Origin of the sequence: Vibrio sp. YQ_11, assembly GCF_043103065.1 — a bacterium.
GTDB lineage: Bacteria > Pseudomonadota > Gammaproteobacteria > Enterobacterales > Vibrionaceae > Vibrio > Vibrio parahaemolyticus.
This window is the reverse complement of sequence record NZ_JBICJM010000021.1, coordinates 59935-71512: the sequence shown is the minus strand read 5'-3', so window position 1 is coordinate 71512 and position 11578 is coordinate 59935. Positions and strand designations below refer to the sequence as shown.

Sequence of the window (11578 nt, the reverse complement as noted above, 5' to 3'; positions counted from 1 at the left end):
GCATTAAGGTGTGAGCGACGCTTGGCTATACTTGAGCGAAGCGAAATTGCCAAGCGTTGCGAATCACTCTTAAATGCTTTGTTATATTTACAGTAGCTCCGCTTTAATATCTCGTACGATATTGTTTCCTACTCGCTTTGCATCACTTGGGGTTTTCGCAAATGCTACTTGATACCTTTCATCGCCAATAAACTTAATGTGGTTGTGTGTTCCTGTTTCAATTACTTCCATATTAAGTAATTTCAGTTCAGTTTTAATTTTGGAAGTAATACCATTGTAACTACTAAACATAGATTTAATCGCTTGATATATGTTATCTCGCATCCCATCTTTTTCGTTATGCTTAAGTATATCTTGCAGCAACTTGTGCCTACGGGAATTTGGCTTAGCGCTATCAAATTGATTTTTAATAATCTCTATTACAAGGTCAGTTGTTTCACCACTGTAAAATTCAGACTCTTTACCATGGACTAAGATCGGTTCACCATCTTTAGCAGAGTTACCTAATAGCTCTCTAAAACGAATATCTAATACTTGGAAATCAGCATTAAGTTTGTCTAGTTTATCTTGAGTTTCAATATGAGCGATTAACTGCTCATCGATGTCTGATTCATGCTTCTGCTTCAATTGTTCGATTAAGCTTTCTTGCTCTTCGAGCTGAGCGAATGCTTGCTCCGCAAGCTCTTGATAATCTTTATCTTCAGCAAGTTCTTCGAACCTTTGCTTTAGCAGTGTTCGTTGATCTCGTTGACGTTTTGCCCGAATCGCGCTGGGGCTGAAGTGCTTTTTCTTGTTAAAGCCATTTGTAGTATGCGTTATATGGGAAAGAATGTATTGAAGTACATGACTACCGGATTCCATTACCTCGTTTAAATTAGCTTGAGAAAACAGCTTTGTGTGGCATTCGCCTCCTCCAAATGGAGGATAGATTATATTAATGGCTCCGTCCCATGCCGAGTACTTGCGCCCAAGCATATCTTCCATTTCCCAACTATTTATCTCTTCTTCAGAACATACTACTTGAGCCAAACCTAATAGTTGCTCTTGCAACTTCGTTGGGCTAATTACTGGTTTGTGAGTTGCTTTCGTATTACTGACTAAAACCAGTGGGTACTTTCGTTCTTTCCGCTCAATTTCAAAACTCAACCCTTTTAAGGATTCTTGAGCATTTGAAAACTTCAACAACTTTAATCCTACGGTTTCGTGGTGGAGTTCTCCATTTTTTTGCAAAAAGTTTACCAACCTAGGCTTTGTTGTTGACGGTATCTCGGTAACTAATGTACTGATGTCACTTGTTTCTAAGAGAATTGAAACTGTTGTACTATCATCTTCTTCACGAATTCCAATTTCAGTAATCCATTGGCGACCTTTAGTTTCTCGGTCAGGATGAGTAAATAGGATGGAAAACATGAAAGGACTCAGGTCAGTCGAAGCATAGGTGCGAACCTTCATTCGGTCTATTGAGAACTCATCGCCGCTTTTTAGATCTGACACCGAGAAATGGCGTTTTGTTACACTTTTCAACCAACCAGCGACAGTGCGAAAAGCGGTCTGGCTACTATTTGTTCCCATCAATCGGAACTGATTTACATAAATGAGCATTTATCCCTAACCATTGAATTATAAGTGGTTGTTACAAATAATCATACTATAAAATAGTGCTCTCTGCCCTTTTTCAAAATTTGTGGATTCGCCTGAATATTTGTAAATATAACGCCCTGTTAAGGTGTGAGCAACGCAATACCAAAGCTCCCGCATACCACCTTAAACACTAAACGCAACGCATAGTAAAAATGCCACGCGTTGCGAATCACTCTTAAACAGTTTGTTATATACCGCTATCGATTAGAATTTTAGTCAGTGTTTCTTGGATATTGTTATCAAGACTATCTTTTACATGCGCTTGTTCATCTTGAGATAAAAGTGAGAACTGCGCGGGAAGCTCTTCGATGTCGAGAACCTTAACCCCTTTTAAGTAACACGTACTGCATTTGCTGTCGCCATCAATATATGGAACAACATTTAACGATACATATGTTATTGCACCCATTCGTTTACCAAAGATTGATTGTTGATGGACACCATAGCCGAAAGTATTCGATACACCATAAATATCTCTAGGTACAAGCTTTATAGCCATATCAACATCACCGATTTCTGACTCCGAGATAAGCTTAACCGCCATCCCTTTTGCCTCGACATAGTCTTTGACCGTTTTAACAAGTAAATCAGAGAAAGAACTATCTTTAACTGCATCATAATCGTTGTTAAATATCGTTGTACCAGTCGTTACAAAGTTAGGATATTCAGGAAACTCGTTAACTACCCCGACGGTTTCAACTTCCTTAAGATCTTGCGGTTTCAACGTAGATGCACAGCCTGTAAGAACTACTAGCAATAACAATGAGTAAACTAACTTTATTTTATTTTTCACCTTTATTCTCCCTAGGTATATAACGCCCTGTTAAGGGGTGAGCAACGCAATACCAAAGCCGCCGCATACCACCTTAAACACAAAAACCAACGCATAGTGAAAATGCCACGCGTTGCGAATCCCTCTTGAACAGTTTGTTATGCCTGCCCTAACACGCGCTCAATAAAAGCTGATTTTTTCCGACGATACTCTTCGTGAGACCAACCTGTACAAGACATTTTCAGCTTATTGTATCGTTGAACTAACTCAGGATTTTTACGGAGTTTGTCTCTAAACCCCACAAAAAAGTCAAATTCCGAACCATTAGCTACAACTTGAAAAGCGACATCCTCACCTGAGCTATTTTCCAGCATGCAAAGCTCCGGAGTTCTTAACGTATCGGATTTTTCGTTGAAACCTAGAGTAGAAAGTAACTTTACTGCATTTTCTAGTTCCTTGCCGTTAACACCAACAAGTATGTCTAGGTCACCTTTAGATACAGCATTAGGGATAGAGGAAGCTCCAATATGCTCAATAGATGCATCTGGAAGTAAAGCAGCTATCTCAAGTTCGTACTTATGATACAGGTTTTCGCAAGATGCCTGATATTCATCTGCTTTGTAAAACTGCATATTTTCTCCCAAAAGGCATAACGCCCAATTAAGGGGTGAGCAACGCTACCACCCAAACCTAAAGCATTGTGCCATAAACACTTAATTTGAAGTAGAACCAAAAATGCCAAGCGTTGGGAATCCCTCTTAAATTGTTTGTTATGTGAATTTTTCACACACCCAAAAGAGGCAGATTTTTACGCTGATGATAGGTTAAAGCTAACTCTAGACAGGACTTGATGACCGTTTCTGGTAGCGGTTTAGATAAGGACAGAACTATTGCTCTGTTTCCCTGAAACACCAACTCGTCACCATACAACTCCCGAAATGTATCGACTAGCTTAGTTTGGCAATTAAAGAATAGGTAATAATTATTGGGAGACTTAAGCTTCCAGTCCATTCTTAACGGACTGCCCGTTTTTACACTGTAGCTTGGCTCACCCCATTTTAGAGTTTCATCGACTTCACCCAGTTCCAACTCAGATACGACTTGGAAGACTAAATTTCGCAGCTCTTCTAACCTAACACGAGCATTTTCCGGATACTCATCGAACCGATCTTTGACTACCTTCTCCATTGGAATCTCCTATTCACATAACGCCCAATTAAGGGGTGAGCCACGCGACCACGACACTCAAATTGGACGCCGTAAACACTAAACTTAACCCAAACCAAAAATGCCAAGCGTGGGGAATCCCTCTTAAATTGTTTGTTAACCCTCATCTATCATTGTATGTGCAGCGCTACCAACTAGAAAAAACACCAGTGAGGCTAAACAAAATAAGCTAAGTTGCATATTAACTAAAAACTCTGAAACACCACCGTCAATCAATATTAGCGCTAAAACAATCAAGCTAGGTACCAACCCTAGCACTAGGATAAAAGATAGTAATACAACTACTCTTTGCCACTGAGCATGTTTATGAATAACAGAGCCAGAAACAAGCTTTACAATGACCTGACCAAATAAAATTGATGCTGCAAAACTCCAATCCGCAGCTTGAAAGAATGTAGCAAAGTCAGACTTATATATTTTAATAATACCGATTACTAAAAACGGTAAGAAAATAAACAGGTACTCTGAAAGCAGAATTAACCACGCATTTTGATTGGACTTACTAGCTGTCATATTTTAACTCTTGCTGTACATTAAGTACGTCAACCTTCTTGTGAACAAATATAACTTCGTACTTTGTGTCGATTAAGTTATCACTTTTATCAAAGTAAGCCGTAGTAACAAGGTCACACAGCAATCCATCACCTGGGGCGACGATTTCTTGTCGGGAATGAAACTTATCCAGCCATTCTTGATGTGCTATTCGGGCTGATATAGTCGATTTTTTACGTAAAAAGTCCCACATCGATTTACCTATAAAATCAGCTTTTTTTATAACCAAAGTTTCGGTTGTAGTGTTCTTTTCTACCTTTTCAATTAAGATAGCTTCAACGTCTTCTTTGGTTAAATGAAACTTCTTATTTATTTTTTTAGTTTTACCTCGGGAGTCTAAGTAAACCTGATCAACACTATTTAAATCAGATGTTGATTGAGAAAGCTCCGTATACCCCTTTAATAGCCTATGGCGATCTAGTGAAAAGACATTGGGAAATTCCTCGACATCAAACTCTTCAGCCGCCGTAGCAATTTCGTCTTCAAGTTTTGCCAGTACTTCTAAAGATTCAATTGTATTCTTATCCGAGATAAACGATATGACTAGGTCAGTACAATACGTCAGAAAGCTTGTTAAACGTCCTTTTTGTTCATCCGTTACATCGCCCTCAATTTCAGGGCATAGCCAAGACTTGATTGACCCTTCGTTGATGTCCGACAGAAGAAAGTTTGATCTGGTTTCAGCAGAAACAGAGCTAAGCAAGCAAGAGTGAAATTCTTCAACCGATGATATGAGATGGCTCATCGAGTTGAAAACTCGCTGAGGGTTTCGTGAGTTTCTTTCAAAATCAATCTTGATGCAAAGTTCGTTTTCTTTTCTCTGTGCTTCTGACATTTGCTTACTCATCAATAACATACTGACATGTATCATATCCCATTTAATAATAAGGGATTAGTTGAGTATTTATACAGTGCTCCATGAGGGTTAACGCCGCATTAAGGTGTGAGCGACGCTTGGCTATACTTGAGCGAAGCGAAAACGCCAAGCGTTGCGAATCACTCTTAAATGCTTTGTTAGCCCGGTGGTTGACTAGTACATATAGCCTAGCCAATCAAAATGTCCAACACCCCACTGCTTATCTCTGAGTGGTTTCACATACAGTTCATCAACATACTCTACAGCAACTCCAAAGTTGGTGTGCTCGTGAAGCCTTAACCAAGACTGCATGCACTGGACTTTGCTAAAGCCATTTGAAGAGTAGAAATCATCTAACTCAGATATGAGGATTATAAAATCAACGTCTTTAGTTTCGGCAAATGCCGATACTTCTGACAACATAAAAGAGCCAATACCTTGCCCTCGATAACGTTCATCAACACAGAAGTCAATTACGCCCAGAACCTTATGTATTTCCCCACCGACGCTCACGGCTCGATAGTCCAGTCCAAGATAGCCAACCAACTGTTCACCTTGAAAATGCAGAGCACGCATATGAGGTAACTGCTTAAAGTAAGAGCGACTTACTTGGCTAACTGGGAAAGCTTGATTTCTTAACGCTTCGATTGCCTTATGATGCAATTCTGAAACGTCAATTTCTTGCACGATTTCCATATCATGTCCTCAAAAAGGGCTAACGCCTTGCTAAGGTGTGAGCAACGCAATACCTTAGCCTCCGCATAATACCTTAAACACATAAACTAACGCATAGTAAAAATGCCACGCGTTGCGAATCACTCTTAAGCAACTTGTTATACCGTTTGGTTTTGTCTAAAATGACCAACATAAAGACCACTTAAGAGACCGATTATATGACCACTAGAATTTTAGCCGATGTTGCTGCAAGCATTACTGAGTTGAAAGCTAACCCTATGAAAGTTGCAACTAGTGCTTACGGCGAACCTGTTGCTGTATTAAACCGAAATGAGCCAGCATTTTATTGCGTACCTGCCGAAGCGTACGAAATGATGATGGATAGGCTCGAAGATCTTGAACTACTAGCTATCGCTAAAGAGCGTGAATCTGAAGAGAGCATTTCGGTAAATATTGATGACCTATAAACTCGACTTTAAAAAGAGCGCACTCAAAGAGTGGAAAAAGCTTGGCTCTACTCTGCAACAACAATTTAAGAAAAAGCTAATCGAGCGCTTAGATAACCCACATGTTCCGGCTTCAAAACTTTCTGGAGCTGACAACATGTATAAAATTAAGTTGCGTCAATCGGGCTACCGTCTCGTCTACAAAGTTGAAGACGATGTCATCATTGTAACCGTCTTAGCAGTCGGAAAACGCGAACGTAGCGATGTTTACCGTAAAGCCATGAAAAGGTTAGATGATTGATTGCGGTATAACGCCCAATTAAGGTGTGAGGCACGCAGTACCGATGTTGCCGCATACCACCTTTACCACTAAAGCCAACGCATGGTAAAAATGCCACGCGTGCCGAATCACTCTTAAATTGTTTGTTAGGGCTTTTGGGCTTTCATTGCTTCAATTTTACTTTGCACAAGTTGAACTAAGTTTGGCGCTGAATAGACATACTCCAATATAGCTTTTATCAGTGCCTCTAATATAGGTATTTCGGCTACAGTTAGATCAGCATGAGCACCAATATTTCTTAGCTGTCTTAACTGGTGAGCCATATCAGCTAGCTGCTGGGGCATGATACCTCTATCAGCAAGATTTTTTAGCCTAGAAAATAAAGTGTCTCCTTCTGCATGTTTATCCATGCAGATCAAATCTAGAACCCTACCTAACAAAACAGCAAAAGCATTCGAATCTATATTTTTAATCTTCTGCGCCGCAGAATAAGACTTTTCGATATTTTCAGGTAATCCATTAATGGCGCTTGGTGACTTGGGGTACAGTGTTTGATAATTAATTTCATTGAATTCACTTAAGTGTTCGTGCCAATAACCTTGTCGAAAAGTTACATTTTTACATGCCAAGCATTCAAGGACTTGATAAAAATCACCTTCGTCCCAAGTGAATGGAGCGTTCTCCATATCAATAGTCTCTACCTGACTATGTTCAGCAACAATAATCATAGGAGCTTTATTATCACAGTGACCGCATCTAACCGCGCTTGTCATCTTATTTTCTTTCATAGTTTCTCCAATTGCCCTAACGCCCAATTAAGGTGTGAGTAACGCAACACCGAAGATCCGGTATTGCACCTTAAACACATGATTCAATGCATAGTAAAACCGCCTAGCGTTACGAATCACTCTTAAATTGTTTGTTATAACTACTATATCGCTGAGCGATCTTTTCTGTGGTTGCCCTACGTTCAAAGCCCTCATCAAGTTTGGCAAAAACATAGTCCAGCCCCTCAATATTTTGACTATTTTTTACACTCTGAACCCATTTATACAAATACTTATAAGGAGAGCCAAAATCCGGATGGAGTTTGTGATTGGAATGAATACGCTCTATATAACGCATTTCTTTCTCCCTGATGATGATCATACCTGCCCACCAAGTTTGGAATAGTGCTTCACCCAAAAATTCGTTAACTAGTTTCTGGTCATAAATCCCAGCACCGGCACCAAAGCACAAACGATTTATATAATTGAGGGCATCCATAATTTGCTCATAATCTTTTGGACATTCAGTTTTGTATTGTTCTACGAACTTATCCGCAGCTGGGCGTAGCCTAACTAGAGCTTTAAAACTGCCGTGTTCATCAATTTTCGTACTTAATTTAATACATGCATTTTCTAGCCTGACTCTACTATCACCCTTAAATAAATCATGGTTTAGTGCATCAAGTGTATTTTTTAGGACTTCTGCTCGTTTGGCATTTTGCAGAGTTCTATGAGCCATAGTTGCAGCCAATAAAGCAGCGAACACTGCTATCGTTGGCATGACAAAATCCCTGAAGTTAAAGGAGTAAGCCCCTTTGCCGCCAAGGAATACACCAACCAAAAACAACGAAACACATAAAGCCAACAGCAATAAAATGTTTAATAATTTCGTTTCTTTATTCATCTCGATACTTAAATTGTAGTTATAACGCCGCGTTAAGGTGTGAGTAACGCAATACAACAGCTTCTGCATTGCACCTTAACCACTAAACTTAACGCACAGTAAAAATGCCACGCGTTACGAATCACTCTTAAACGCTTTGTTATATTATTTTTTCTCTGAATCAAAATACAAAACAGACTCTTTACGCAAGTATGCTACATCTTTATAGACATACTTTACAAAGTGACTATTTTTTCTCGTAGCATCATATTCGTATGCAGGAATATTAAGCCTTTTCGAACAGATTTGATAAGGAGTAGTTACTATCAGCGTTTCTGTTAAGTAGTATGACTGAGTAGGATAGTTTTTTAGCTCGTATATTTTAAGCTCACCTTTTTGACAACTCTCTTCATATAGCTTTACTAACTCGTGTTTAGCTGTATCGAGTTTGCTTAGGTATTGCTCCTTAGTATAGTGGTCAACTTTGTTCACGAGTGCGTCTATAAATGGGCTTTCTCTACTTAATACAAAAAGTTCCGTCGTACTTTTTCGACTAAACCTTGCTAGCAAATCATCCCCATTTGAAGTCACCCAATGGTTGCCATCATTAAGTACAACAGTGAGTTTCTTTGTGTTGTTGATGAGGTCATTATAGTTATAATTGCTTGCTCGAGGAATGTATCTAATAAGTGAAGAGTCTTCAATTGATTCGTGAATACGAAGGAGTCTTTTTATTTCACCGTAATGTTGACCATCGACATACTTTTTGTAGAGCAACCCCAATAAACCGCTCGTTAGTAGTGTTGAAGACACTGCGCTTATATAGGGAACTAATCCTTTGTAATCCGTACTTTCAGTGGCAAGCTGCTCAATAACGACCAAACCGAGACCAACTGCGAGCATCCCTATTAAAATAATGTTTTCTATTAATTTTCCATATTTATTCACCTAATCCTCCTTGATAATATAACGCCCAATTAAGGTGTGAACAACGCTGACACCTTAGCTAAAGCATTGTGCCATAAACACTAAACCGGCTTAAAGTGAAAGCGCCAAGCGTTGTGAATCACTCTTAAATTTATTGTTAGTTGCCTAAGCACTATCTGTTTTTACTAGGTGACTAGATAGTTCGTCAGGAGTAGAGTATGTATCCGAGAAAGACATTAAGTAGTCTATCTTGTATACCAACTTGTGGAAGTTTTCATAGACTTTATCAATGTCATACTCAGATGACTCTACATCCGTATCATCTAAGCGAAACTCATTCGAAATAGCTAAATATCGCTCGTGCAGTTCAGATTTAGCCATTTCTTTAGCGTCGATGTCGGCCGCTAACAACTTAATGGTCTCTAATAACTCAGTTGAAACTGAATAATCTCCGTCAATTGCACGACTGAAAAGAAGCTTATGATTTCTGCGAATATTTCTACGAGATATCTCTTCGTAATCTGCAATTGTCATCGCATATTTTTCGTATTCTTCTATATGCTTGTAGTAATTAGCAAAGTTGTTTTGTTGGTTGGTCACACGAATTTGTTCTTTAGTTTGCTCTGATCGATGGTTTGCCGCCAGCAATGCGACGATAGGAATAATCAAAGCTAGTACTCCTAAGGGGACTCGGAACACCGTCAAAAAAATTATTGAAACCGTTAAACGATAAGTCAACATCAAGTTCAGAGTTTGCGACAATGATGGAAGCTAGTACCAGTGAAAACAATGACAAAGCCACAACCACACCCCATAAGGCAGGAAGGCTAATAAAGCTTTTGTGAGGGTTGAAGTACTTACTTGTCACACAAAACTCCAAATTTAGTCATACACCTATTACTCAATTTATCTGCGAATATGTTTTCTAAATACCACCTTCTACGATGGCAACTAACACCGCATTAAGGGGTGAACAACGCCTCCACCCAAACTAAACCATTGTGCCGTAAACACTTAAGCCGATTCAAACCAAAATTGCCAAGCGTTGTGAATCCCTCTTGAATGCTTTGTTAGTTGCCAAACGTAACGCTTTGATTTGAAGTTAATTACCGCTTTGCCAACACTGTTTTTATGTGCTTTGAAAAACTTAAGACAGGCGTAGTTTCAAAACGCCTGTTACTGAAACCACTTGGAACTTAAAACGTCGCAGAAAACGACCAACAACACCAAAAAGCTCTTTTGAACATGCAATATCACAGAGCTGATTTTCAACAAACAAAGCGGCGTCTAAAACAGAAAAACCGAAAACGATCAAAGCGTGATTTTCGAAAACCAAAAAAACCAAAGTTCGATAAATAAAAATCGAGCCATAAGCATACGAACCAGTAACCCTAAATTCTTACTTTGGCTACGTTTTCCTCATTGGCAACTAACGCCGCGTTAAGTGGTGAACAACGCGAGCACCGGACCTAAGCCATTGTGCCGTAAACACTTAAGCCGAATCAAACTGAAAATGCCAAGCGTTGTGAATCCGTCTTAAACGCTTTGTTATGCGTATCCTGCCACACGTACCAAACTGAGATTTTCACTAGCTGTTGGTGCTTCAAAATACTGAGTTACATGATGAAATACTGCTTCTGTGTCAAACATAGCCCGTTCTGGTTGTTCAACCCGACGTTTAGCGATTTGGGACAAGCATTGTTCATCGGTTAAGTCTAAATACCAAAGCTCATGTTCACTGTTTACTTCTAGGCACAGTGATACAAACCAAGCTCTTTGCTTCACGGTATTGGCCGGGAAATCCATGACAACGTTAACCCCAACATTCAACAAGTTTTGAACATGGCTTTTAATGAAAGGCTTAATAAGGTTTGAGTACTTAATGTAATCGTCAAACGTTTGAATTTGTGAGGGATAATGAGCTGACAACCAATCATCTTCTGAAATTAGGACTGCACTATTTTCAGCAGCAACAACCTTAGATTTAGTCGATTTACCTGCTCCCATCTTGCCACAGAAGAAGAACAGCTTTCCCTGATTATCCATGTTTCCTCCATTTACGCATAACGCTGCGTTAAGGGGTGAGTGCCGCACAAACCAAGTTTCTGCAGACCATTTTCACCACCAGAACTCACTGCAAACCAAAAATGCCACGCGGCATGAATCCCGCTTAAACGCCTTGTTATGCTTAAGCTTCAATGGCTTACGTTTTACTAGAAACAAGATTAACTCGACTTTGATTCACAAACAAAAGCCAAAAACCAAAAAACTGAAATGACTCATGATTTTGAAAATCAGACTTTGAAATTTGGCACCTAAAACGAAAAAACCTAAGATCAAATCTCTGATTGAGCCAACCGCCCTAACCTCGCACTTGCCCAAGAATTGAATGAGGCAATTCTCTGAATTTCTAGCGTCAAAGAATAAGTGTCCGAAAAACAGCACTCAAAAAAAGCCAACTTGCCGACAAACACCGAACTGAAAAGCCGAGGGAACAAAGAAAAAATCATAACCAACTGATTTTACTTGATTAAGCATAACGCCCTGCTAAG

The 11578-nt window shown here is 39.4% G+C and carries 14 protein-coding genes; 2 read left to right on the top strand and 12 right to left on the bottom strand.

Annotation, left to right across the window (positions count from 1 at the left end):
• Positions 1–87 precede the first annotated feature (87 nt).
• From ACF8EG_RS11360 to ACF8EG_RS11330, 7 genes are all read right to left on the bottom strand, one after another.
• On the bottom strand, positions 88–1602 hold the full coding sequence (locus tag ACF8EG_RS11360) for a hypothetical protein (protein WP_069507437.1): 1515 nt from the start codon (positions 1600–1602) through the stop codon (positions 88–90).
• A gap of 226 nt (positions 1603–1828) precedes the next feature.
• Positions 1829–2434 (bottom strand): hypothetical protein, encoded by a 606-nt coding sequence (locus ACF8EG_RS11355; RefSeq protein ID WP_039978409.1) that lies wholly within the window; start codon positions 2432–2434, stop codon positions 1829–1831.
• Between the two features lie 137 nt (positions 2435–2571).
• Positions 2572–3045: a GrpB family protein gene (locus ACF8EG_RS11350; protein WP_069507438.1), complete on the bottom strand. Its 474-nt coding sequence runs from the start codon at positions 3043–3045 to the stop codon at positions 2572–2574.
• A gap of 151 nt (positions 3046–3196) precedes the next feature.
• Positions 3197–3601, bottom strand: a complete 405-nt coding sequence (locus ACF8EG_RS11345) for a DUF1801 domain-containing protein (protein WP_069507439.1) — start codon at positions 3599–3601, stop codon at positions 3197–3199.
• A gap of 135 nt (positions 3602–3736) precedes the next feature.
• Positions 3737–4153, bottom strand: coding sequence for a hypothetical protein (locus ACF8EG_RS11340; RefSeq protein WP_029836006.1), 417 nt, complete (start codon positions 4151–4153; stop codon positions 3737–3739).
• Entirely contained in the window at positions 4143–5027 is an 885-nt protein-coding gene (locus ACF8EG_RS11335) for a hypothetical protein (protein WP_046029821.1), read from the bottom strand. The genes ACF8EG_RS11340 and ACF8EG_RS11335 overlap by 11 nt, the downstream gene beginning before the upstream one ends.
• Positions 5028–5222: 195 nt before the next feature.
• Positions 5223–5744 carry a GNAT family N-acetyltransferase gene (locus tag ACF8EG_RS11330; protein WP_069504770.1) on the bottom strand — a complete coding sequence of 174 codons (522 nt, stop codon included), beginning with the start codon at positions 5742–5744 and terminating at the stop codon, positions 5223–5225.
• A gap of 197 nt (positions 5745–5941) precedes the next feature.
• On the opposite strand from ACF8EG_RS11330, the gene ACF8EG_RS11325 reads away from it, so the two are divergent.
• Positions 5942–6190: a type II toxin-antitoxin system Phd/YefM family antitoxin gene (locus ACF8EG_RS11325; protein ID WP_005377003.1), complete on the top strand. Its 249-nt coding sequence runs from the start codon at positions 5942–5944 to the stop codon at positions 6188–6190.
• Entirely contained in the window at positions 6180–6470 is a 291-nt protein-coding gene (locus ACF8EG_RS11320) for a type II toxin-antitoxin system RelE/ParE family toxin (RefSeq protein ID WP_005377002.1), read from the top strand. The genes ACF8EG_RS11325 and ACF8EG_RS11320 overlap by 11 nt, the downstream gene beginning before the upstream one ends.
• A gap of 125 nt (positions 6471–6595) precedes the next feature.
• Here the strand turns inward: ACF8EG_RS11320 and ACF8EG_RS11315 are convergent, their stop codons facing one another.
• The 5 genes from ACF8EG_RS11315 to ACF8EG_RS11295 all read right to left on the bottom strand — a co-directional run bounded on the left by ACF8EG_RS11315 (position 6596) and on the right by ACF8EG_RS11295 (position 11072).
• Positions 6596–7237: a DUF4145 domain-containing protein gene (locus ACF8EG_RS11315; RefSeq protein ID WP_069504768.1), complete on the bottom strand. Its 642-nt coding sequence runs from the start codon at positions 7235–7237 to the stop codon at positions 6596–6598.
• A gap of 109 nt (positions 7238–7346) precedes the next feature.
• A complete protein-coding gene (locus ACF8EG_RS11310) occupies positions 7347–8120 on the bottom strand; it encodes a DUF4760 domain-containing protein (RefSeq protein WP_069504767.1) in 774 nt (257 codons plus the stop codon).
• A 144-nt stretch (positions 8121–8264) separates the two neighbouring features.
• Entirely contained in the window at positions 8265–9047 is a 783-nt protein-coding gene (locus ACF8EG_RS11305) for a hypothetical protein (RefSeq protein WP_069504764.1), read from the bottom strand.
• 144 nt (positions 9048–9191) lie between these two features.
• A complete protein-coding gene (locus tag ACF8EG_RS11300) occupies positions 9192–9695 on the bottom strand; it encodes a hypothetical protein (protein WP_069504762.1) in 504 nt (167 codons plus the stop codon).
• A gap of 879 nt (positions 9696–10574) precedes the next feature.
• Entirely contained in the window at positions 10575–11072 is a 498-nt protein-coding gene (locus tag ACF8EG_RS11295) for an ATP-binding protein (protein ID WP_069504758.1), read from the bottom strand.
• Positions 11073–11578: the final 506 nt, after the last annotated feature.

What these genes read in the sequence shown, in the direction of transcription:
- ACF8EG_RS11330 (WP_069504770.1), bottom strand. Translation starts at nt 5,744, where the DNA reads ATGGAAATCGTGCAAGAAATTGACGTTTCAGAATTGCATCATAAGGCA.
- ACF8EG_RS11340 (WP_029836006.1), bottom strand. Translation starts at nt 4,153, where the DNA reads ATGACAGCTAGTAAGTCCAATCAAAATGCGTGGTTAATTCTGCTTTCA.
- ACF8EG_RS11295 (WP_069504758.1), bottom strand. Translation starts at nt 11,072, where the DNA reads ATGGATAATCAGGGAAAGCTGTTCTTCTTCTGTGGCAAGATGGGAGCA.
- ACF8EG_RS11335 (WP_046029821.1), bottom strand. Translation starts at nt 5,027, where the DNA reads ATGTCAGAAGCACAGAGAAAAGAAAACGAACTTTGCATCAAGATTGAT.
- ACF8EG_RS11325 (WP_005377003.1), top strand. Translation starts at nt 5,942, where the DNA reads ATGACCACTAGAATTTTAGCCGATGTTGCTGCAAGCATTACTGAGTTG.
- ACF8EG_RS11360 (WP_069507437.1), bottom strand. Translation starts at nt 1,602, where the DNA reads ATGCTCATTTATGTAAATCAGTTCCGATTGATGGGAACAAATAGTAGC.
- ACF8EG_RS11320 (WP_005377002.1), top strand. Translation starts at nt 6,180, where the DNA reads ATGACCTATAAACTCGACTTTAAAAAGAGCGCACTCAAAGAGTGGAAA.
- ACF8EG_RS11345 (WP_069507439.1), bottom strand. Translation starts at nt 3,601, where the DNA reads ATGGAGAAGGTAGTCAAAGATCGGTTCGATGAGTATCCGGAAAATGCT.
- ACF8EG_RS11315 (WP_069504768.1), bottom strand. Translation starts at nt 7,237, where the DNA reads ATGAAAGAAAATAAGATGACAAGCGCGGTTAGATGCGGTCACTGTGAT.
- ACF8EG_RS11310 (WP_069504767.1), bottom strand. Translation starts at nt 8,120, where the DNA reads ATGAATAAAGAAACGAAATTATTAAACATTTTATTGCTGTTGGCTTTA.
- ACF8EG_RS11350 (WP_069507438.1), bottom strand. Translation starts at nt 3,045, where the DNA reads ATGCAGTTTTACAAAGCAGATGAATATCAGGCATCTTGCGAAAACCTG.